Source organism: Wenzhouxiangella sp. YN1 (assembly GCF_056324145.1).
Genome location: NZ_JBJNIO010000125.1, coordinates 170,267 through 193,241 on the forward strand (window position 1 = coordinate 170,267; position 22,975 = coordinate 193,241).

A 22,975-nucleotide genomic window follows, 5' to 3' on the forward strand; every position below is an offset into this window, starting at 1 on the left:
GTCTACCAAGGGAGAATGCAGTGCAGGGGCTGGCGATTCAATGGCTACTGCGCCCGAGCTCGAACGTCGCGACCAGATCGGGAATGCGCTCCGGCCCGACCGGCCGGCTGAACAGAAAACCCTGCGCGAAGCGACAGCCCCGGGAGCGCAGGAACTCGAGCTGGTCGCCGTGCTCGATGCCTTCGGCCACGACCTCCATACGCAGATATTCGCTGATGCTGAGCATCGCCGTGACGATGGCGGCATCGTCGGCGTCTTCGGCAATGTCCTCAACGAAGGAGCGGTCGATCTTGAGCAGGTCGATGCGAAACTGCTTGAGATAGCCCAGGCTGGAATAGCCCGTACCGAAGTCGTCGATGGCCAGCGCCACACCCAGCTCCTTGAGCTCGGCGAGCACTTTCCGCGCCGCGGTGACATCCTCCATGATCACGCTCTCGGTCAGCTCGATGACCAGCTGTGATGGCAAAACGCCTGAGTGCCGCAGCGCGTCGTTGACGGTACCGAACAGGTTTCCGCGCCACAGCTGCATGGCCGAAACGTTGACCGCCATCTGGATGTCGCGCATGCCCTGATCGCGCCAGCGGGCGAGCTGCCGGCAGGCGGCCTCGATGACCCAGTCGCCGATCTCGACGATCAGCCCGCTCTGCTCGGCCACGGGGATGAAGTCCGACGGCGGAACCTGACCGAGCGTCGGGCTGCGCCAGCGCAGCAGTGCTTCGACGCTGACGATGCGGCCGCTTTCCAGATCGATCACGGGCTGATATTCAAGCGCCAGTTCATCGCGCGCCAGTGCGCCGCGCAAGTGGTTTTCCAGCTGCAGGCGGTGATGCACGCGCGTGTTGAGTTCTTCGGTGAAGAACTGAAAGGTGGCTCGTCCCTGCTCCTTGGCGTGATACATGGCGGCATCGGCATGCTGAATCAGGGCATCGGCTTCCTCAGCGTCATAGGGGAACATGGCGATGCCGATCGAGGGCGTGATCGTCAGCTTGTGGCCGTCGACGTCGAAGGGCTGTTCGGCGAAGTTGCGCAGCAGCTCTTCGGCGCGTCGCGCAGCGCGATCGGCATCGGTCTCCGGGAGAACGAGCAAGAATTCGTCACCGCCCTGGCGGCTGATCACGTCGTAGTCCCGAAACTGTTCGACCAGGCGCTCGGCGACCGCAATCAACAGCTGGTCACCAAGGCCGTGCCCGAGCGAATCGTTGACCAGCTTGAACCGGTCGAGATCAATGAACATCACCGCGACCGGGCGATTGTGGCGCTGTGCCTGGCTGAGCACCTGGCCGATGCGGATATGAAACAGGGTGCGGTTGGGCAGGTTGGTCAGGGTGTCATAGTGCGCCAGGCGGTGGACCTCGCGCTCGGCTTCCTTGCGTTCGCTGATGTCGGTAATCACACCGTCGAAATGCCGTACGTGACCGGTTTCGTCCATGGTTGCGACGGCGCTGTTGACCGCCGTGAAGCGGGTCCCGTCCGGGCGCTGGAACTCCACTTCCTGGTTGCGGTAGTAGCCCTGGCTTTCCAGGAGGTCGAGAAGCGCGTCGCGCTGCTGGAAGTCGGCATAAAGAGAGCTTGTGTCATAGTCCAGAAACGCGTCGCGCGAGTCGAAGCCGAACATCCCGGCCAGGGCCTGGTTGACATACACCAGCCCCTTGTCCGGTTCGCCGCGATAGATGCCTTCCTGGATATTGCCGGTGATGGATGAAAGCAACTCCTCGCTGTCGCGCCAGGCGCGCGTCATGCGTTCGGCCACTCGCAGCGCGCGCGCACGCGTCCGCAGCAGATTGAAGGCAAAGGCGGCAAGCAGCACCGTGATCAGACTGCCGGTGATGAGCAACAGCCGTGTCGCCAGCCCGGGGCCTGCCGGGCGCGTCAGCCGCAGCGCGAAAGTGCGACCGCCAAGGTTCAATCGCCGCCCGGATTCGATCACATCGCGGGCGCTGTCGAATGGATGGTCTTTTCGGTAGATGGTGTCCTCGCCGGCCGGCGACGACAGGTCCCGTACGCGCACGCTGACGTCGGCCTGGCCCGGCAGGCTGGCCGCAAACAGCTGCGACATGGTCACGGTGCCCGCCACCCAGCCGGAGCTTTGCTCGCTGTCGCTGTCGACCCAGGCAAACAGCACGTAGCCGGACTGCGGTTCCGCGCCGCTTGTGCCCAGGCCGACGGGGTCGGACATGACGATGGTGCGCGTCTGCCGGGCGCGCTGCATGGCGGCGCTGGCGCGTGGGCTGGTGCAGACGTCCCGCCCGATCGAGTCGGCGTGCAGCGCCGCCGGCTCGTTATAGAAAATCGGGCAGTAAAAATCGCGCGGTGCGGAAGAGTGGAGCTCAAAAGTGTCGAGCCCGTCCGCTCGGGCCAGCTCGGCCAGACGCTTCAGGCCGGCGTCATCGACGCGCGGGATCCAGGCCATTTCGAACGGCGCCGCGTCGGACCCGGACTGTTGAAACGTGCGCGCAAACTGCTGCCACTCCCTTCGCGACACCCGGGCAGAGCCGGCAAACAGGGCTTTGGCCGCGCGCAGCTGGACCTCGTGGCGGGCGAACCGGCCCAGCATGACACCTGCAGCCTGTTCACCGGTTGCGCTGAGCGCTGCCTGCTGCCGCTGGAGCTCGGTGTTGCGAAGCAGATGTGTCGTCAACGCGGTAATGACGGCGCCGCAGATGAGCACCACGGCCAGTGCCAGCCACGGCGCTTTCTTGCTGTCGAGATGGTTACGGATCATCTGCGCGCCGTCGATTGACAATGGGCCTCCCCCCCTTGTTCGAGCTTGCCAGAAGTCCGCAATATATCAGATTCCCCGTTTTCGCCACCCACGCCGCCTGCTGCAGCAGCCGCGAGCGGATCGGCCGGGGCGGCGGGAGCTGACTCAGCGACTGTTGCCGGCATCGTCCGGCGGCTGCTCCTGGTCCGTGCGCGGCCAGTGCACGCCCATCCGCCGGGCGCGGGCCAGCCATTTCTCGCGCGCTGCCTGGCGCAGATCCTCGACGGTGTCGCTTTCGTCGACAATTTCCATGCCCAGCAGGGTCTCGAGCACGTCCTCCATGGTTACCACGCCTGCCAGGCCGCCGTATTCGTCGACCACCACCGCAAAGTGTTCCTGGCGGGAAAGCAGCTGGCTGAACAGGTTCTGCAGCGACACGAACTCGGGCACGAACAGCACCTCGCGGGTGAGCGCTTCCAGGCGCGTATCGGCGTTGCCCTGCGCCTGGGCAAGCATGATGTCGGTCTTGAGCACGTAGCCGTGAATATCCTCGTCGGAGTCACCGTAGACCGGAAAACGGGAAAATCCCGCGGCCAGAGAGGAGTCCATGATCTCGCCGACGGTCTGATCGGCGCGCATCATCACCACGGCCACCCGCGGGGTCATGATGTCTTCGACCCGGATGGCGCTGAAGCGGATCAGGTTGGCGAAGATGTTTGATTCCTCTTCCTCGAACACGCCCTCGCGGGTGCCGGTCTGGGCCAGCAGCCGGAACTCTTCGCGGCTGACCGTCGGCGCGTCCCGGTTGGCCGCCAGCCAGCGTGTGATCAGCTTCGAGAGCTGCACCAGCGGCCAGGTCACATAGATCAGCACGATGCAGGCGATGGCGGTGAAGCCGCTCAGTGAGCGCGCATGAGTGGCGCCGAGGGTTTTTGGAATGATTTCGGAAAAGATCAGGATGAGCAGCGTGATGACCGCCGAGGCCAGGGTCACCCAGGCCTGGCCAAAGACCACCTGCGCCTGGGCGCCGACGCCGGCGGCGCCAAAGGTGTGGGCGATGGTGTTGAGGCTGAGAATCGCTGCCAGCGGCTGATCAATGTGGCGCTTGAGGTGCTGCAGACGCCGGCCCGCGCGGCTGCCGCGCTCGTTGAGAACGGCGATGTGCGCCGGTGTGATGCTCAACAGCGCTGCCTCGAGAATCGAACACAGAAAGGAAACGCCGACAGCAAGAAATAGGTAGAACGCCAGTAAGGCCATGCGGTTTCAGCTCGCGAATATCCTCTGCATTGTAGCGAACCGGCAGATCGGGCTTGCATACCGGCGGTGAAATGCCGCGAACTCAGAACCCGAAGATGCTGAAGCCGCCGTCGACCGGCAGCGTCTGGCCGGTGATGTAGCCGGCGGCCGGCAGGCACAGAAAGACGATCGTGGCGGCTACTTCTTCGGGCGTGCCAACGCGGTTGAGCGGCGTGCGTGCCAGCACTTCGGACAGAAACTCGGGGTCATCGAGCACCTGGCGGGCCAGCGGCGTTTCGATATACCAGGGGGCGACGGCGTTGACCCGGATCTGGTGCGTTGCCCACTCAACGGCAAGGTTGCGCGTCATCTGATTGAGCGCGGCCTTGCTCATGGCGTACGGCGCGCCGGTGCGCAGGTGGGTGAGCCCGGCCACCGAGCTGATATTGACAACCGCAGCTCCGCCAGCGGCTTCCAGCAGCGTGTGGGCGGCACGCGTGAGCTCGAACGTGGCCACCAGGTTGGTGTCGAGAATGCCGCGCAGCTCCTGCTCTTCGTAAGCCAGCGCGGGCTTGCGCTGGTTGTAGCCGGCATTGTTGATCAGAATGTCCAGCGGCTCGCCCACTGCGCCGAGCAGGCCGTGGCGTGAATCGGCATCGGTGATATCACCGACCATGGCGTGCGCCTTGTAGCCGCGCTCGGTCAGCCGTTCGGCCGCATTGTTGAGCTTTTCGTGCCCGCGGGCGACCAGCCAGACCTCAGCCCCGCGTTCGCACAGGGCTTCGGCCACGGCGCGCCCGATGCCGCGGCTGGCGCCGGTGACCAGCGCGCGCTTGCCCTCGAGTGTCCACATTGCGTTGCTTTCGCTCATGGTCGCCATTATGGCCGGCCCCCACGGCTGGCTCAACACGCGCGGTACCATGGATGGTGCAGTTACCTTGAGGGCCGGGATGGAAATCGAGCAGATCGAGATTCGCGAACACCTGCGCGAGCAGGAGCCGTTCAGCTTTCTGACCACGGCAGAGCTCGACGAGGTGGCCCGATCAATCGAGGTGAGCTACTTCCGGGCGGCCAGCGACATCGTCAGGCTCGGCGACGAGGTTCGCGACCTGCACTATATTCGCAGCGGTTCGGTGGAGTTGTTCCGCCGCAGCGGTGAGCTCTACAACCGCCTGGGAGCCGGCGACATCTTCGGCCAGCTCGGGCTGCTCAGCGATCGAACCACGCGCTTTCCGGCGCGCGCGCTCGAAGACACGCTGATCTATTTCATTCCGGGTGAGCTGTTCAAGCGGTTGTTCGACAGCAATGTCGTGTTCGCCGACTATGTCGAAGTCGAGGACCGCACGCGGCTGCGCCAGGCCGCTCAGCATGTCGGTCACAATCCTCTGCTGACCCTGCGTGCCGGCAAGCTGGTGCGCTATGCGCCGGTCATGGTCACGCTTTCGACCAGCGTCGAAGAGGCCGCCAGGCTGATGACCGACGAACGCGTGACTTCGGTGCTGGTCGTTGAAGACCGTGACCCTGACGCGCAGGCCGATAGCCCGCTGCTGGCCGGCATCCTCACCGACAGTGATCTGCGCCGCAGAATCGTCGCCGAGGGGCTGCCCGCCAGCACGCCGGTGAGCGAGGCCATGTCGGGCAACGTCGCCAGCGTGCAGCAGGATCGCTTTCTGTTCGACGTGCTGCTGCTGATGCTGCGCGAGAACGTTCACCACATCCCGGTGCTCGATCATCGCCGCCCGATCGGGGTGCTCGATCTGGCCGACATCATTCATCATGAGAGCCAGAACAGCCTGTTTGTAGTGCGCAACATCTTTCACTGCAACACGCATGACGACATCGAAGCGCTCAAGCCCGCGGTAGCTTCCAGTTTCATCCGCATGGTCAACGAAGATGCCAACTCGCACATGATCGGCTCGGCCATGGCCACCATCGGCCGCAGCTTCAAGCAGCGCCTGCTGGAGCTCGGCGAGGAAAAACTCGGGCCACCGCCGGTGCCGTACTGCTTTCTGGCCCTGGGGTCGATGGCGCGCGACGAGCAGTTTGTCTACACCGATCAGGACAACGCCCTGATCCTTGACGACGCCTTCGACGAGCGTGCGCACGACGAATACTTTCGCGAGCTGGCGCAGTTCGTCAGCGACGGTCTGCACCGGGTCGGGTATGTCTACTGCAGCGGCGACATCATGGCAACCAACAAGCAGTGGCGGCAGCCGTTGTCGGCCTGGAAGGCGCAGTTCATCGAATGGATTCGCGAACCCAACGCGCAGCGCCTGCTGCACAGCTCGATCTTCTTCGATCTCGACGGCGTGGCCGGCGTTACCAGCATGGCCGATGAGCTCAAGGCGCTGATCGCAGCCGAGGCCAGCGAGCAGCCAGCCTTCCTCGGCTGTCTGGCCATCAACGCCAACAATCGCACGCCGCCGCTGGGTTTCTTCCGCGACTTCGTGCTCGAGCAGGGCGGGCGTCACGAGAACTCGATCAACCTCAAGCGCCGCGGCACCGGGCCGCTGGTCGACGTCATCCGGGTGCATGCGCTGGCGGCCGGTTCGCAGTCGCAGAACTCCTTCCGCCGGTTGGAAGATACGGTCGCCGCCGGCTTTCTGACCGCGCCCATGGGGGCTGATCTGCGCGATGCGCTGGAATTCATCGCCATGGTGCGCGCCCGTCACCAGGCCTGGGATGCCGAGCGCGGCGGCGAGGCCAACAACAACATCGTGCCCGAGACCCTGTCGGCCTTCGAGCGGCGCAGCCTCAAGGATGCCTTCAAGGTGTTGGCCAACGCCCAGAAGTTCATCCGCTTTCGCTATCGCCCGGTGCGTCGCTGAGCGGCATGCTGTCGATTCTTCAACGAAATCGGCCGGCAACGACCGACTGGCAAAAACGCTTTGCCGAGCTGGCCGATGCGAGCCGCGTGGCGCTGCTGCGCGATTTCTACCGCCAGGCCGCGGTGGCGATCGATACCCCGCTGGCCCAGACTCCGCTGGTAGCCCTTGATCTGGAAACCACCGGCCTGAATCCGGGCCGCCACGGCATCGTCAGCATCGGCGCGGTGCCGTTCACGCTCGACCGGATTCGTCCCGCCGCCGGCTACTATCGCGTGGTTCGGCCGCGGCGGGAGATCGACACCCGCTCCATCACCATCCACCACCTCACCCACGACCAGATCGACCGGGCGCCCGACCTGGAAGATGTCGCCGACGAGCTGCTGGACGCGCTCGTCGGCCACGTGGCGGTCGTTCACTTTCATGCCATCGAGAGGCGCTTTCTCTACCAGGCGTTCCTGCGGCGCTTCGGCGAGGGCCTGCTGTTTCCGCTGATTGACACGCTGCACGTGGAAAGGCAAGTTCACCAGCGCCGCGGCAACAATCCCCTGACCTGGTTCAGGCGCCGTGTGTCGCTGCGGCTGGCCGATGCCCGCCGACGCTACGGGCTGCCCGAATATACGCCGCATCACGCCTGGACCGACGCCCTGGCCACCGCCGAACTGCTCCAGGCTCAGGTGGGTTATCACGGCCACCCGGAAGATCCCGTTTCGGACTGGTGGCTGTAGCCGGAGTTGCAGGTTGCGTGTCGGCGACTTCAGCTGTCGCCAAGCGCCTTGAGTCCGGCCGGGTCGACAATCTTGATCTCCCGCCGCCGGACCTCGATCAGACCCTTGTCCTGCATGCGGCCGAACAGGCGGCTGACGGTCTCGAGTACCAGCCCGAGATAGTTGGCCAGGTCGGCGCGCGACATGCTCAGGTTGAGCACATCGTCGCGGCGATCGAGGCGGGCCTGGCGCCGGCGCATGTTGTGCAGGAAAAGCGCCAGCCGGCTGATGGCCTGGTTGCGGCCCATCATCGCCATGTGGTCGTGGTCGTCGCTCATTTCGCGCGAGACCAGCCGCATGAACTGGCGCTGCAGGCCGGGTACCAGGGTCGAGATGCGCTCCAGCTCGGCGTAGGGCAGGCGGCAAACGCTCGAGGGCTCGAGGGCTTCGGCGCTGCACTGATGGCGTTCGGCAGCCAGGGCATCGAAGCCCAGGATTTCTCCGGGCAGGTGAAAGCCGAGGATCTGCAGCTCGCCGCCCTCGGACACGACCTGGGTCTTGAGCGAGCCGGACTTGACCACGTACAGGGCGCGGAAGGGCGAGCCGGCATGGTAGAGCGTATCGCCGGCCGCCAGGCTGCTGCGATCGGCGACCACCTGATCGACACGATCGATGTCGGCGCGGCCGAGCCCGGCGGGGAGACACAGTTCGCGCAGATCGCAGCGTGCGCACTGGCGCCGAACCTGGTCGAAGTCGATGGCGGAATCAGGGGCGGACATGCGGGTTTCCCCAAAAGTGGCTGGCAATGGCAACGTACACCGGCACGCCAGCGATCCTGCCCGGATGAAGCAGGTACCGCGGCGTGCACGAGTGTGATTTTACCGGGCTTGTGTCAATTCGAGGTCTGTTTGTCACCGCCGGGCTGATTCTCGTCCGGGTTCGCGTTGCGTTCAGGCGCGCACGGCAGCTGCAGTTTGTCGAACTCTTCTTCGCCAATGAGCTGGCGTATCTCGTCGCGCTGCTGCCTGCGCATGTTCTCGATGGCGTCGCGATGTTCCTTGCGCATGCCCTCCAGGCGCGCGCGCAGGCCTTCGCTGATGTCCAGCTGCGAAAAGTCCGGATCGAAGCCGGAGCGCTCACAGGCGCCAGCGCCGCGCCGACCGTGGCGCATCATGCCGCGACGGCCGCTGTGGCTTTTGCCGCGCATGTGCCCGCGCTCACCCCGCTGCGCCATTCTGCCGTGTCGCTCCGAGATCAGCTGGTCGAACTGTTCGGCCTGTTCTGCGTTCAGCACGTCGCGAATGCGCTCGTGCAGCGCCGCACGCTGGGCCCGCATGTGCTCGCGCCGCTCGGGACCGCGAAGCTTTTGTGAGCTCATCTGCTCACGCATGCTCTGGCGATGCTCGCCAATGAGCTCGTCGATGGTCTGGGTCTGGGCCTCGTCGAGGTCGAGCTGCTCGGACAGATGCTGCGCGCGCGCGTCGATCGATTCGGCAGCCGCCGGCAGCACAGGGCCGATGAGTCCGATGGCCAGGAGAGCAGCGGTAACAAGAGTGGTCGGTTTCATTGCTCGTTCCTCGTTGAAGAAGGTGACCCGGCTCGCAAGTCCGGGCGCGATGTCTACAACTGAAAGTATAGGGGGCCATCTGGTTGACCACAAACCGGGCCCTGTGGTTCGCGAACACCGGCCGGCAGCGGCGGCAACAGCGCCGCGATGCCGCTACAATGCGGTCGATGCCAGCCTCACACCATGCCTCGTACAACCAGCGCACCAGCCCGAACTTCAAGATGTTTCTGGCCGCTTCACTGATGCTGCTGGCGCTGCACGCCGGCGCGGAGCAGGAGGGCGACCCCGCCGAATTCGATCGACTCTACAGCCGCGTGGATCAACACGGGCTCCAGCTGCCGTCCATCGAAGAGGCGTTTGCCCTGATCGAAGGCCTGAAAGAGCAGCTTCCCGCCGACGATCTTCGCCGCCGGGCCCGGCTGGACCACCTGCTGTGCCAGTGGCAGTTCAACACCGATTATGCGGCGGGGAAGAAATTTGCAACGGAGCGCCTGCAGGTCTATCGAGAACACGAGCTGCTCTGGGGGCAGGCGGCCATGCACGCCTGCCGGGCCAATTATGCCGACGTGCAGGACGATATCGATCTGATCCGCAGCGATCTTGATCAGGCGGTAACACTGGCCCGCCAGGTTGATGACCCGTCGCTGCTGGGCGAGAGCCTGCGCGCCCGCGGCGAACTGCACTCTTACCTGGGTGATTACGTCGCCAGCCTCGACGATGTGCTCGAGGCGCACCGGATTCTGACCGACTCGGGACGCGAATCGCAGGCCGAACGGTTGCTGTTCGAGCTTGGCTCGACCTATCGTCGCCTGGGCGAGTTCGAACAGGCCCAGCGCTATCTCGAAGCCGCGCTCGAAGCGGCCCGGCGCGACGCCGACGAAGGCCGGCAGATGCTGGTTCTGATCCAGCTTGGATATACCCATTATGAGCTGGGCCATGGCGAGCAGGCTCTGGCCACGTTCCAAGAGGCGCTGTCGCTGGCCCGGGCGACCAGTTCCGATGCCGGTCGTGGACACGTGCTGGTGGGTGAGGCGATGGCCAGATCCTCCTCGAGCGCCATGCCGAGGGCCTGGAAACGCTCAAGCAGGCCGAGCAGGCCTATGCCCGGGTTGGCAGTCAGTTCAACGACACCATGATCAAGCTGCAGCGGGCCATTGCCCTGGCCGGGCTGGAGCGCCATACGCAGGCCCTGGAGTTGTTCGCCGAGGTGGAGCCGCTGCTGCAAAAATCGCAGCGGGCCCGCTATCTGGCCTTGCTGTATCCGGCGCGGGCGCGCAGCCTGGAAGCGGTTGGCAAGCTCAAGCAGGCGCTGGCCGACTGGCAGCAGCTCGAGGTGGTGCGCGTTGAGCTGGAACAGCGCGCCCAGCGAGACCGGGCCGATGTCCTGCGTCTGCAGTTCGACATCAATCGGCGCGAGGTCGAGAACGAACGCCTGCGCCTGCAGGCGCGCATGCAGACACAGCGCGTCGAAGCGCTGACGCGCACGCGCGCCTGGCAGACCGTTTCGCTGATCCTGTCGGTGCTGCTGGGGCTGGTCATGCTGGTCATTTTCGTCCTGCTGGTTCGCCGCTCGCGCCGGCTGCAGATCATGGCGATGACCGACGAGTTGACCGGCGTGGCCAATCGCCGGCGGACCGAGTTCTATCTGCGGCAGGGGCTGCAGCGCGCGCGCCAGCGCGATCAGGAGCTGACCGTGATTGCTTTGGATATCGACCACTTCAAGCGCGTCAACGATACCTGGGGCCACGCGGCCGGTGACCGGGTTCTGCGTCGGGTCGCGCGGGTGTGTACCCACAAACTGCTGCGCCAGCATGATCTGGTCGGTCGTGTCGGTGGCGAGGAGTTCCTGATCGTACTGCCCGGTGCCGACAGCGAGGCTGGCGCGCTGGTTTCCGAAAGGCTGCGCCAGGCCATCGAGCACACTGACATGACCGACATCATCGAGCAGCCCGCCGTTACCGTCAGCCTTGGCGTTGCCAGCCTGCGCGCTGATGAGCGCGTCGATGATCTGCTGAACCGCGCCGACCGCATGCTCTATCGCGCCAAACAGCGCGGCAGAAACCGCAGCGAGCAGGATGTTGCGCAAGACGAGCAAGAAACGGGAGCGACCCCGTCGCCATAGTGGCCGGTTTCGCCAATCCCGGGGTGTGGCTCACGGCTTGTGGCGGGCAACGCTGCGCTCGCGCTGGTCCTTGAAGGCAACGCCCAGGGCCAGCAGTACCACCACCATGATCAGCGCCAGTCCGACCATGACCGCATACGACCACGACGTCACCTTGAGCGCGGCAAAGACCGCCGCGGTGATCACGGCAATGCCCACCGACGCGCCGATGCGCTGGCCGGTCTGCATCACCGCGCCCGAGCTGCCGGCGTAAGCCAGCGGCACGTCGGCCAGCGTCAGTGCCTGGTTGGGGCTGATGATCGAACCTTGCGCCAGGCCGATGAAGGCCAGCGACAGCAAAAGCCACCAGACGCTGATCAGCCCGAGCTCGTGCAAATAGATTACGGCTATGCACAGGATCAGCCCGAACAGCGCCATAAACAGGCCGCCGATGACAAGCTTGCGGCCCCAGCGGGCCACGCGTGCGCCGGCCCAGTGCGCGGCCCAGGCTGAAAGCAATGCTCCGGGCATGCCGAACAGGCCCGACTGCAGCGCGGTCATGCCCTGACCCTGCTGGGTGTAGAGCGCCACCAGCACCCAGATGCTGGTCATGCCCAGAAAATACAGCGTCACGATGGTGGTGCCGTTGGCGAAACTCGGCGTCGAGAAAATGCGCAGATCCACCATCGGCCGAAAACCCTTGCGCGCGTGGCGTCGCTCCCACAGAACCCACAGCCAGCACAGCACGGCGCCGGTGGGAAGCAAGAGCCAGGTCAACGGCGCGCTGCGCGACTCGACGAAGGGGAACAGAATCGAGAGCACGGCCAGACCCAGCAGCAGTCCGCCCATGGGGTCGAGCGAGCGCAGCCCGCGGTTGGCCTTGTGCTGCTGCCCGGCGGCTGGCTGCCCGCCGCGCTGGAGCAGCGGCCTGGGAAACCACAGCCAGCCGAGAATCATGGCCATGATGCCAATGGGCACGTTGACCAGAAAGGTCAGCCGCCAGCCCAGCTGCGGGCCGCCCAGTTCGATCACCAGCCCGCCGAGCACCGGCCCGATGGCCACCGATACGCCCACGGCGGTACCCAGGTAGCCAAAGGCCCGACCGCGCTCGCTGCCGCGGAAGTACTGCTGAATCATGCCCAGGCCCTGGGGGTTGAGCAGGCCCGAGCCGACGCCCTGGACAAAGCGGGCAACGTTGAGCCAGGTCGCGTCGGGCGCCAGCCCGGCGGCGATTGATGAGGCGGTGAATACGGCAACGCCCAGCAGAAAGATCGCCCCGCGGCCAAAGATGTCGCCGGCACGGCCGGCGGCCACCAGCACCACGCCAAAGGTCAGCGCATAGCCCGACAGCACCCACTGCATGTTGGCAAGCGAGGCGTCCAGGTCCGCCTGAATCGACGGGATGGCCACGTTGACGATGCTCACGCTGATCAGCGACATGAAAATTGCGGTCAGCAGCACCAGCAGCATTCGCCAGCGGGCGGCATCCGAGATGGTCACCGCGTACAGCGGCGTGGCGCGGTCGAGATGATGGGCTTTGGGGTTGCTCAACAGCGGCTCATAAGCAAGGGTGGCGGGAGGTGACTTAACATTGTAGCGATTGCCGCGCTGCTCCCGGCGGCATCTGCCCCGACCCCGCGCCCCTTGAACCCGGCCGGCCTGATATTCTTGCTGCCCATGCAAACCTCTGATCAACGCCGGCTGTCGGCCGTTGGCCTGACGGCCCCGGTAGCCGTCGGCTATATTCCCCTCGGGCTGGTGTTCGGCCTGCTGTTCGTCCAGGCCGGCGGGGCGCCCTGGCTGGCCGTGCTCTCCAGCGCCATCGTCTTTGCCGGTGCAGCCCAGTTCATGATGGTACCGATGCTGGCTGCGGGGCTGCCGGTAACGGCCATCCTGTTTGCCACGCTGGTCATCAATCTGCGCCATGTCTTTTATGGGCTGTCGCTGTTGCAGGCCATGCCGACCTCGCGCTGGCGCTATTGGTATATCGTTTTCACGCTCACCGATGAAACCTGGTCGCTGCTGGTCTCGCTGCCCGAGTCCGCGCGTGCGCGCCACATGACCCTGATCGCCGCCCTGAACCATCTGTGGTGGGTGCTCGGAACCGCGCTGGGCGCGCTGCTGGGTACCCGGCTGCAGCTGGGTCTGGACGGGCTCGACTTTGCCCTGGCGGCGCTGTTTGCCGTGCTGGCGGTCGAGCAGTGGCGCGCGCGTGAGGATTTCGTGCCGATGTGGACGGCCATCGGCAGCTATGCGCTCGCCTTGTGGCTGGCACCTGACCACGCGTTGACGGTGGCCATTGCCATCAGCGTGGCCGCCGTGCTGCTGCGACCCAGGCCTGCGGCCGAGGCAGGGGGCGCATGAGTCATATCGTCTATGTCACGGTCGCCATCGTCGGCATGGCGCTGATCACCTTTGTTCTGCGAGCGCTGCCGTTTGCCGCCGGCCCGTGGCTTCGGCGCCATCGCGTGGTCTACAAGTTGGGCAACAACCTGCCGCTGGCAATCATGGTGCTGCTGGTGGTCCACACCGCTTGGGGGCATGCTCACGATCGCGGCGGGTTGCCCTGGCTCGAAGCGCTCGCCATCCTCGTTGTCGTGATCCTGCAGTGGCGTCTGCGCCAGCCGCTGCTGAGCATCGCCGCCGGCACGGCGCTGTATGTCATTCTGCTGATGCGCTAACCCGGCCGGCGGCTCAGTCAACGTTCGCGGCAATGAATTGCTCCAGGCCGTCGATATACCGCGGGCGCGAGTCGATGAAACCGGTGTTGTGGCTGCCGCCGATCTCCAGCAGGGTGGCGCGCTGGCCGGCCGCTTGCTGCAGCCGCCGGGCGTGTTCGAAGGGAATGATTTCGTCGTCCCTGCTGTGGATCACCAGCACCGGCAGCGTGGTGCGGCCGATGTGGTCGGCGGCGTTGAATTCAAGGCGTGCAAGCAGGCGAACCGGCAGCCACCAGTAGATCCCGGCGGCGACGTCGGGAACCGAGCTGAACGTCGACTCCACAATCAGCGCGGCGGGCGTGACCTGCGCGGCCAGTTCGCTGGCCACCGCCCCGCCCATCGAGCGACCGAAGACGATGATGTTCTCCGGTGCGATCCGACGCTCGTCGGTCAGCCAGCGCCAGGCGGCCCGGGCGTCGCGATACAGGCCGGCTTCCGACGGCGTGCCGCTTGAGCGACCGTAGCCGCGGTAATCAACGATCAGCACTTCCAGCCCCAGATCGTGAAATATTTCGAGGCTGTCGAGCCGGTGGGAAATGTTGCCGGCGTTGCCGTGAAAAAACAGCAGCGTGGCGCGCGGCCTGCGGTGCGGCAGCCACCAGCCGTGCAGCGTCTGACCGTCGTCGGTGCGCAGCGCGACCGTCTCGTGCCGCAGCCCGATGTCGGCCGGCGTCGCCGTCAGCGCCCGCCCCGGCAGGTTCGGCAGGAACAACAGGCGCGGCTGGAACAGGAACATCAGCAGCAGCACGGCGCCGTAAGCAGCGGCCAGCGTCATCAGCAGTCGAATCAACAAGGCGCTCCTCCATGCTTGCGGACGGGCCCGGATCGTTGCCCGGAACGGACCCATCCATTATTGCTCATGCGCAGCCGATTGCCGGGGCAGCGCCGGCCTGTCCGGCGGGCGGAAGAGGACATTTCTGCCGTGGCGGCTTCGATTTTGCTGTGATAGATTGTGCCGGCTTTCAATCAATCGGCGCAAAATTGCGCACGTGATCAATAGCTCACGAGAGGTCAAGAAAAGAATGCTCAGGATGGAGAGAAGTAATCGCACCGCCTCGGGCGCGGCGCTCGGCGGCCGTCTGGCCTTGTCGCTCATGCTTCTGGCGGGCAGCCTGTCGGTGCAGGCCGCGGTGTGTCGGGTCACGTTTCTTGGCAGTGATGGCAGCGACGGCAGCAGCTGGGCAGACGCGATGGATCTCCCGACCGCGCTGGCCGATGACGATTGCGGCGAAATCTGGGTCAAGTCCGAGGCCGGAAAGAGCTACAAGCCCGGCGTTGAACGCAACACCAGCTTCAGGGTCGAGCGTGAGCTCGAGCTCTACGGTGGCTTTGCCGGTACGGAGACCCGCCGCGACGAGCGCGATCCTGACGCCAGCCCCACCGTCCTGTCGGGCAATATCGGCAACCCCAATGATTCGGCCGACAACAGCTACCACGTGCTGCGGGTCGATGGCACCACCAGGAATGACCCCATTACCAACAACACCGTCATCGACGGTTTCACCATCGAGGGAGGCAATGCCGACGGTGCCTTGCCGTCAGCCGGTTACGGCGGCGGCTTGTATTGTGACGGTGGCGGCGCGACTCATGAGTGCAGCCCCACTTTGCGCAACATCACCTTCAGCGGCAACAGCGCCTCTGACTTCGGTGGCGCCGTGTACAACGATGGCAGTTCTGGTGGTGCCAGCAGCCCCGTTCTGATCAACGTGACCTTCAGCGGCAATAACGCCGATAACAAGGGCGGTGCCATGTACAACAACGGCAAGGCCGGCCGCAGCAGCCCCGCCCTGATCAACGTCACCTTCAGCAACAACAGCTCCGGTGAAGGTGGTGGCATGTACAACCAGGGCGAGGACAACGGCAGCAGCAAGCCCGAGCTCACCAACGTGATCGTGTGGGGAAACACCGCCGCGATTGCCGGCAGCGAGATATTCAATAGCGCTGCAACCCCGAGGATCAGCCACAGCGTGATCCAGGGCTCGGGCGGCAGCAGCAGCTGGGATTCGGGTCTGGGCGATGATCTGGGCGGCAACCTGGATGCAGACCCCATGCTCGGCCCGCTGCAGGACAACGGCGGCTCCACCCACACCATGCTGCCCGACGCCGACGGATCAGCCATCGACGCCGGCGACGACAACGCTTGCCCGACCACAGACCAGCGCGGCGTTGCGCGCCCGCAGGGCACGGCCTGCGACATCGGTGCCGTCGAGCTGGTTGCCGGGCAATCAGGCGGGATTGTCTTCGAGGATCGCTTCGAGCAGTGATTCGGACGAATGCACAGTTGCGCCAAACCGATGATGCAGGGAGGCAGCAGCCGCAAGCCGTTCACGAAAGGCGCCGTGAGACGCACAGTCTCACGGCGCCAGCATTATGAATGCTCTTTTGAACTGCTGCTCCAAATGACGCTAATTCGTGCCAGATTATCTATATCACCCCTCTAGGCCCCTGATAACAGTATTTTCATCAGGTCACTTTAGGGCGGTTTTCGTTGCTTTATTCTGTAGGCGCCACCCACTGTCATAGAAAACCACTAAAACGTGCATGATTGTAAAAAGAACCCAACCCACGCATAATCCGACCCAAGCACTAAACAGCTGATGATATGCCCAGTGTCCCGGAGCCATCCCACCGGTACGCGGATCTAGCCGGCGGTAACCGATACTCGGACGTCTATGCTGCCTTGGCCCGCATAGTGCCGCCCTCGGAGGTCCACTGGCTGCCATCCATCGCAGTCGGAGTTCAGGAGCTGGTCGACACATGCCCTTGGCTGGGGCGGGAGCTCCGCTATTACATCCCTCAACTGCAAGCGCTACCCCAGCTGGTCGACCACCTCCGGCCCACGCCCCCAGACAAGCTGCCCAAGGAGTACGTAGACGAGTATCCGGCCCAGGCTGCCCTGGCGATAGCTCCCACAAGAGATTCCTGGCTCCGTGCCCCGAAGGCCCTGATGCTTACGCTGGCGCTACGAGCCATGCACTCGACCCAGCCGGAGAGTGCCTCACCGGATATTCGTGCAGAGAGAGGGTTCGCAGAGCTAGCCAGGTTCGCGAGGGGGCTCAACTTCGTCAACGTGCGTCAGTCTCGTGAGGCCTTCCTCCGGGCGGCCGAAGATCAACCTAGCCCCTTGGCCTACGCCGCCGCGCTCTATGATTACATGGAGCATCCTGATCGGCTGCCACCAACTCAAGCCGCGCGCACGGCCAAGCCGGACAAAGACCTGCTCCGTGTGCTGAAAAACGGCATTCTTCCCCTGCTCCGGGATTTGCCCGCCCCCCAAAGGCCGGAGACGCGCGAACGAAAAACCGAGGGCTGGGAGAGGGACGACGACGACACACCAGACGTTTCGATCACATTGCGGCTCCGGTCCTCCCCAGACTCGATTGAGGATGCTCCGGAGGAGGATTCGGTAGAGATATCGTTCAACCACCTCACGGACCTGGGGCGCGTACCGGCCCAGGACTTAGCGGTCATTGAGGACCCCTTTGCCCGCCGCCTCTCGACTACCCAGGCAATTTATTCGGGCAATACATTTCTCTCCACGTACCATGCAGACGCGCTTACGAAGTCGGAAATCGAAGCCTTGCTTCCCGCCCTTAATGAGTCCCTGGACAAGGCAATAAGGGACCGACATGCGAGCGGGGTTAGCTTACTGCTGACCCTGCTAATGATGTTCGCGACTGGGTTAACGAAAGAGCGTACCGTCGCCATTCTCGCCACTGAAGGCCATTCCGATGGGGATGCTCCCTTCTTGTCGAGTAGCTGCGAGGAGCTGGTTGCCCCCGCATTCAATCCACATCCCAAACCTCGACAGGATGATCAGAGCCAGAGCATTGTCTTTGATCAGGATCGCTATCTACGTATCCCATTGCCGCCGGCGCTCGCATCACGTCTGCGTGAGTTCCGTCACAATTTCCCTTCGGGTTTCGCTTCTACGGAGCTGCTGCCTGAACTCTACCCCCTCTTGCGCGCAATTGCAGATTCTGTAGGTTTGACCGCAGCCACGCTGGGTCGGTTACGCCGTACCGCAGCTCCCTTACTTTTCAAGGAATGCAATGACTTGGTGGCGGTAATGCATCTGACCAGGGATACATTCGGTGGATCACTAGCCCCGCTGCACTACGTTAGCTTTGATGCAGGTGTGCTCCGCCGAATTTATCGCCGAGCAATGTGGCTGCATTTCGGTGATGACCCTGAAAAAGCGAACGAGTCCGAGGTTACGGGACAATCTCGTCTTGGCAGCGCTTTTTGCCCAGTGCCGTCGAGTGCCAAAAGCGCCTGTGCCACCATCGGCTCCAGCTTGCATGCCGGAAAGCCCTCTCCCAGCAGTGCGACGCCCAAAGAGGTAGCAAACGTACACAACACAATGGCGGCTCACCTTGCTGGCCTTCTCGTGTCGGTCGTAGGGCATCGCCCCAATGAGGCGCTCTTCAGGCTCACGATTCATGATTTTGATCTAAACCGGCAGCTGGGGCTATTTTCCGACAAGGATATTGATCCAGCGCATCTCACTCGGCTTGTTGCCATTGGCAAGGAGGTCAGCAACCAGCTGGATCGCTACATCCGGCACTTGCATGGCCTGCTTGGCTGCAAAAACCTTCCGGCCCCCTCAATAGCTCGCCTGCGCAGGATCCTAAAAGGAACCGGTCCGCTCATCTTCAAGTTGGACGTATGCGGTGAGGTGCAGCAGTGGAGTGCTGCTTCATGGTGTGACATGATGCCGAGCCAGTGGCGTGCCCTCCAGCCCAACTTTGGCCGCCACTACCTGGCCAGCCGGGGCCGTGAGCTGCGATTCTCACCTGAGTGGATCCATATTCAGCTTGGCCATCAGGACGTGGCTGGTTACCCCTTCTCCCCTGACAGCCCGACTTTTCCAATCGATCTCGCGCATGAGATTGGGCCTCTGATTGACCATATCTTCAAAGAGCAGGGCTGGAAAAGGAGGAATGGTATTGAGCCTGCATCGTATTTGCCGGACAGCTGGGCCGAGACTGGCCCTCTGCGGGTCACGCACTCCCACTCGGTGCGTGTTCGCAAAAAACTTAACGACGCTCGGAATCGTTTCCGTAACGAGCTTCGTGCGCAGCTTCGGCCTCTCAAGAGTGCGGCTGAGAAAATTCTGGTCGAAAAGGCACGGTCAATCGCGCCGCCGCTGAGCGAGGCGCTATGTTTTCGCTTCAATCGCCAAAGGCAGAAGCGGAAAGAGGAGCTTCTGGACTGGCCCGCCAGCGATCGAAAACAACCAACAGAACTTGTGAATCTCTTGCTGGCTGAGCTAGAGCAGTCTCAGATGGAATCGCTGCTGGGCATGATGGAACAGGAGGCAGGGGATAATCGGGCATTACAGATCGCCCTTGTAAATCAGCTGGCGTATGCCCTTGAATGGCTGAGAAAGCGACGAAAGTACACAGGGCCCTACTGTGGCGCTTACCGCATGCGTCCGCTGCCGGACGAGTCACCCTTTTACGAAGGGATATTCCGAGCAACCAAGCAGGTCCGGGCGCTGAGAGAGGTTTTCTGCGAACTCCGATCTAGTCCGTATAAAAAGGAAAGCTTCGAAGACTCTCGATGGCAGCTGGGTAAGGTTGCACTGGCCGTCTGCATTTTTGGCCAGGTGGATGATCTGGGCATTGTCTGGGGCCTGCTTTTGGCATCCGCGCAGGTGGAACGCATTCCGGCCAGTCCGGACTCGCTCCTGGTCCACCTGCCCGAGGCTGAAACGACAGTAGGCCTCCACGGTGCGGCCGCCCTTGCTTATAGCAGGTGGAGGCGGATCTACGGAGGCCTGGATGACTCGCTGGAGAATGCCGAGCCGATTCTGGACGAGGCAATTCAATCCGTCCTGCCCAAGCGGTGTCTTCGGCAGGGGCAGGGAATCCAAGCGCTCCTGCAGACTGTTCGCGTGGCCAACCGCGTCGAGATGCCCGGGCTGTTCAGAACCATTCTGGATCCTGAGCAGGGAGCCGTTTCCCTCCCGCCAGATCGTCTGAGGAGCCTCCTTGATCCAGCGTATCGCGCCCTAGGCAAAGCCGGTCATGTTCCGGAGATAGAAAATTGGTCTCTCCAGCGAACTCAGAGGATTAATGAGATTGACGCTCAGGTCCGAATTCTGCGGTCACTGATCCCCGACTCGGACAAGGAGGTGCCTCTCCCTATCACCGGAGAGACAATTGATCTGAAATTCCAGCAGTACGAGCCGGCACGCGATAAATTTCTGAAGGAATTGCAGTGCTGGGAAAATGATGAGGCATATGATTCCGTCGTCCGATTTCTCGCAGGCTGGCTGGGGCATCTTGCACGACGACCCAAGCTGCGCGGGCAGGGAAATCTTTCTTGGAGTACGGTCGGAAAATACTTTGGTAAAGTCGCCTTGCCACTAGTCGGTTCGGTGGGGCGCGGGGGATTGAAAGAGCTGTCTGTAGAAGACCTGGAGGACCTGTATCTGGACCTGCTTGCCCAACTGCCTGAAAATAAGCAGGCAGATGTCTGCACTCAAATACTGAGCTTTCACGACTACCTTGTAAGTGCGCACAGGTTCGAGTCGATTGATGCGTCAAATTTCCGTGAGTTTGCGACTAAACAGACTGAGAACCGAAACGTTTCCAATCAGATTGTGCTACCCGCGGAACGAGATCTGATGTCGTCCCACCTGCAGTGGCTTTGTGCCCCGGAATCTCACCCCATAGGCTCGCAAATTGAATTTAGGCTACATACCCAGGCCTTTCTATGCTTCGCACTCGCCGCCGCGACCGGCGCCAGAATCAACGAAATAGCAGGGTTGAAGCACAAGGATGTCATTCGGTTAGGCAATGAAATCGCCCTCATCCTGCGGCCAAACGGCTATCGACGCTTGAAAACACCTTCGGCGAGGCGCTTGGTGGATGCAGGGATAGGCTTGGCACCCGACATCATTCAGAGATTCAATTGTTGGCTAAATGCCGAACACGATCGAATCGGTTTGGACCGTTTTCATAACCAGCACGTCTTCTCCGATCTGCAAAACAAACTCGTCGGAACGGCTACCCTGCGATCATGGTACACGCCCACAATGAAAGCAATAAATAACCAAGTAAGCAGCCACCACCTGCGCCATTCTCGGGTGAGCCAGGTTTTTATTGAGTTGTTACTTGGCTATCGTCTGGAGGATCTACACCAACCCGGACGCGGCGCAAACACCGTGAACCGCTCAGCATGTCTACCCAGGCATCTAATGCTTGAGACCGGACAAATCGGTCATCGTCGACCGCGAACCGGAGCAGCCTGCTACTTCCACATGCCCTTTGCAGCAGCTATTGCGGCGCAGCGGAGTCTACACGGGGGCGCGGACAAGAGAAGGGATGCAGCGGCAATGGGAATTTCTACGTCTGGCGTGGACAATCTATCGCAGCGCTGGAAAGGAGAGTATGTCGCTCGTTTCCTGGACCGCTGCTGTCGTAGGCGGGGGGCTTCCGGCGCGCCTCAAGCGCTCGACAAGCACGAGCTGCCCGGACCAATTGGCTCTCGACTGCCCCGGTTGAGCACCGCCGTCGATTTGATGGCTCAAGGCAAGTCCGTTGCTGCGGTTCAGCAATCGATTGGCCTAACAACCTTACAGGTCGAAACACTTTTAGAGCAGGATCGGAGGCAGGCGATCAATACCGGCATCGCGCTGGTTCCCGGAAATCCAAACGGGAACGCTCGAAATAGCAATTATCCACGTTGGCGGGCAGGATCAAAGGTGTTGCAGTCCCTGTGGGCCGAAGCTGAACTGAGGCAGAATCCTGGCATTCTAGGCCTGCTGCGCGGCTGGCGATTATCGGCTAACCGGAGCGATCGAGCCAAATTTCTTTGGGATGAAAAGCTGATCGATACCGCCGAGAAATTACTTAATCATTATTCGTCGATAGGCATAGATAGGAAACACGAAGGCCTTCTCTATGTCGTTTCATTTATTAGCGATGACTGCGTCGTCAATCATGAACTGGCCTTTACGTTGGCAGTTGCTGACGTTGTTGTCGGCGCCTTGGGCGCTTTTCGTCTTCAGGCGCAACTTCTTCATTAAATCCACCTTCTAGCCCCGCGTCCACTTACGTGCACCGCTCAGGTTTGCTGCCAACCCAAAGTAGAAATGTCCCCTTCGCATTCAGGGGATGCGGTCGGACTAGGTCCTTCTCCAGGGATGATCAGGTGTCGGTTTGTAGGCGGGCTTGGATGCTTGCTGCTGTCTGATCTGATCAACCCAGCATGGACGGACTTTCCGTCCTCAATCGGGATGGGCGGCCCGCTCTCTTCCAGGAGCCGGAAGGGGAGCGCTCGCCCCTTGCTGAGGATGGTCACTCAACCAACCAAGTCTTCGCACACCGTCAAGAGAGGGCCTCTGAGTCGGTAGGCCCTTGCCTTCACCGCTGCGGCAATCTGGCTCTTGCCTGACCTTCTCCCGTACATGAATACTTTGACCTGTTGCTTGGTGGCCGCCATCCGAAACGCCTTCCCGGGTCAGTTGAACAAGCGGCCACGCTTAGTGGCAACCGGACAGAATAGGTGCCACCGGCCGCCCGAAGTAATTGTCGTCTAATACTGAAGCGCCGCCTCGCGCTGGATCAGCGCGCCGTCAACCACGTTCCAGATCACACCAACCCGGCCCACCTCCCTGTGACTCATGACAATCGTCTTCCGATCCATGGCCCCGCTCCTTGCCAGAACAAAAAGGGGCACTTCAACTACTTTGTGGAAAGGGGACATTACCGCTTTGGGTTAACACCCGCTCAGGTTAGCTTGACGTGATCCCCTTGACTGCGATAGATTTGGGCTAACGCGACGCCCTGTGCGTCGCATTCAAATGGTGGAGGCGGCTACGCTGCCTCCACCGAAGCAACTCCATGGATGTGGTCAGTCCCATGAGCCATCCGTAGGAGACATCGGTCGAGTGCGCAAGGAAATTGGCGCCGACCAGACAAGAAACAGTGGCCCGAGAAATATTAGGGTCCCGGTTGCAGCGTGACTGCCAAGCCCCTGACTGCGACCGCACTAGACGCCGCTCCAGCATATTGAGTGGCGCCGAAAGGGGATTGCCCCAATCAGTGGCAAGGCGGTCAGATGTCTTTTGCCTCGCGCATAGGTGGCGAGGCTAATGGCTCATGGG

General features: G+C 62.7%; 15 protein-coding genes. 8 read left to right on the plus strand and 7 right to left on the minus strand.

Annotated elements, in window-relative coordinates; all coding sequences use genetic code 11:
* Positions 1-37: 37 nt before the first annotated feature.
* From ACEWQZ_RS05515 to ACEWQZ_RS05525, 3 genes are all read right to left on the minus strand, one after another.
* Entirely contained in the window at positions 38-2,743 is a 2,706-nt protein-coding gene (locus tag ACEWQZ_RS05515) for a bifunctional diguanylate cyclase/phosphodiesterase (protein WP_476482069.1), read from the minus strand.
* Between the two features lie 123 nt (positions 2,744-2,866).
* Positions 2,867-3,958 carry a hemolysin family protein gene (locus tag ACEWQZ_RS05520; RefSeq protein WP_476482070.1) on the minus strand — a complete coding sequence of 364 codons (1,092 nt, stop codon included), beginning with the start codon at positions 3,956-3,958 and terminating at the stop codon, positions 2,867-2,869.
* Between the two features lie 82 nt (positions 3,959-4,040).
* Positions 4,041-4,808 carry an SDR family oxidoreductase gene (locus tag ACEWQZ_RS05525; protein WP_476482071.1) on the minus strand — a complete coding sequence of 256 codons (768 nt, stop codon included), beginning with the start codon at positions 4,806-4,808 and terminating at the stop codon, positions 4,041-4,043.
* Between ACEWQZ_RS05525 and ACEWQZ_RS05530 the strand changes: the two genes are divergently transcribed.
* Entirely contained in the window at positions 4,807-6,765 is a 1,959-nt protein-coding gene (locus tag ACEWQZ_RS05530) for a DUF294 nucleotidyltransferase-like domain-containing protein (protein ID WP_476482072.1), read from the plus strand. The two genes, ACEWQZ_RS05525 and ACEWQZ_RS05530, sit on opposite strands and share 2 nt — an antisense overlap.
* A 5-nt stretch (positions 6,766-6,770) precedes the next feature.
* Positions 6,771-7,490: a 3'-5' exonuclease gene (locus ACEWQZ_RS05535; protein ID WP_476482073.1), complete on the plus strand. Its 720-nt coding sequence runs from the start codon at positions 6,771-6,773 to the stop codon at positions 7,488-7,490.
* Between the two features lie 29 nt (positions 7,491-7,519).
* Here ACEWQZ_RS05535 and ACEWQZ_RS05540 read toward each other — a convergent pair whose 3' ends face one another.
* Both ACEWQZ_RS05540 and ACEWQZ_RS05545 read right to left on the minus strand, forming a co-directional pair.
* Positions 7,520-8,248: a helix-turn-helix domain-containing protein gene (locus ACEWQZ_RS05540; protein WP_476482074.1), complete on the minus strand. Its 729-nt coding sequence runs from the start codon at positions 8,246-8,248 to the stop codon at positions 7,520-7,522.
* 113 nt (positions 8,249-8,361) lie between these two features.
* Positions 8,362-9,036, minus strand: coding sequence for a hypothetical protein (locus ACEWQZ_RS05545; protein ID WP_476482075.1), 675 nt, complete (start codon positions 9,034-9,036; stop codon positions 8,362-8,364).
* A gap of 167 nt (positions 9,037-9,203) precedes the next feature.
* Here ACEWQZ_RS05545 and ACEWQZ_RS05550 point away from each other — a divergent pair, with 167 nt between their 5' ends.
* Together ACEWQZ_RS05550 and ACEWQZ_RS05555 are read left to right on the plus strand one after the other, a co-directional pair.
* Positions 9,204-10,172 (plus strand): tetratricopeptide repeat protein, encoded by a 969-nt coding sequence (locus tag ACEWQZ_RS05550; RefSeq protein WP_476482076.1) that lies wholly within the window; start codon positions 9,204-9,206, stop codon positions 10,170-10,172.
* The gene (locus ACEWQZ_RS05555) at positions 10,169-11,158 is read left to right on the plus strand and encodes a GGDEF domain-containing protein (protein WP_476482077.1); all 990 of its coding nucleotides are present in this window, start codon (positions 10,169-10,171) and stop codon (positions 11,156-11,158) included. The genes ACEWQZ_RS05550 and ACEWQZ_RS05555 overlap by 4 nt, the downstream gene beginning before the upstream one ends.
* 30 nt (positions 11,159-11,188) lie before the next feature.
* Here ACEWQZ_RS05555 and ACEWQZ_RS05560 read toward each other — a convergent pair whose 3' ends face one another.
* Positions 11,189-12,688, minus strand: a complete 1,500-nt coding sequence (locus tag ACEWQZ_RS05560) for an MFS transporter (protein WP_476482078.1) — start codon at positions 12,686-12,688, stop codon at positions 11,189-11,191.
* Between the two features lie 126 nt (positions 12,689-12,814).
* Here ACEWQZ_RS05560 and ACEWQZ_RS05565 point away from each other — a divergent pair, with 126 nt between their 5' ends.
* Together ACEWQZ_RS05565 and ACEWQZ_RS05570 are read left to right on the plus strand one after the other, a co-directional pair.
* Positions 12,815-13,501 (plus strand): AzlC family ABC transporter permease, encoded by a 687-nt coding sequence (locus ACEWQZ_RS05565; protein WP_476482079.1) that lies wholly within the window; start codon positions 12,815-12,817, stop codon positions 13,499-13,501.
* Positions 13,498-13,818, plus strand: a complete 321-nt coding sequence (locus ACEWQZ_RS05570) for a branched-chain amino acid transporter permease (protein ID WP_476482080.1) — start codon at positions 13,498-13,500, stop codon at positions 13,816-13,818. The genes ACEWQZ_RS05565 and ACEWQZ_RS05570 overlap by 4 nt, the downstream gene beginning before the upstream one ends.
* Positions 13,819-13,831: 13 nt before the next feature.
* Here ACEWQZ_RS05570 and ACEWQZ_RS05575 read toward each other — a convergent pair whose 3' ends face one another.
* Complete coding sequence (locus tag ACEWQZ_RS05575; protein ID WP_476482081.1) at positions 13,832-14,647, minus strand: alpha/beta hydrolase; 816 nt, start codon at positions 14,645-14,647, stop codon at positions 13,832-13,834.
* 241 nt (positions 14,648-14,888) lie between these two features.
* Here ACEWQZ_RS05575 and ACEWQZ_RS05580 point away from each other — a divergent pair, with 241 nt between their 5' ends.
* Positions 14,889-16,121 carry a choice-of-anchor Q domain-containing protein gene (locus tag ACEWQZ_RS05580; RefSeq protein WP_476482082.1) on the plus strand — a complete coding sequence of 411 codons (1,233 nt, stop codon included), beginning with the start codon at positions 14,889-14,891 and terminating at the stop codon, positions 16,119-16,121.
* A 683-nt stretch (positions 16,122-16,804) separates the two neighbouring features.
* The gene (locus tag ACEWQZ_RS05585) at positions 16,805-21,895 is read left to right on the plus strand and encodes a site-specific integrase (RefSeq protein ID WP_476482083.1); all 5,091 of its coding nucleotides are present in this window, start codon (positions 16,805-16,807) and stop codon (positions 21,893-21,895) included.
* Positions 21,896-22,975: the final 1,080 nt, after the last annotated feature.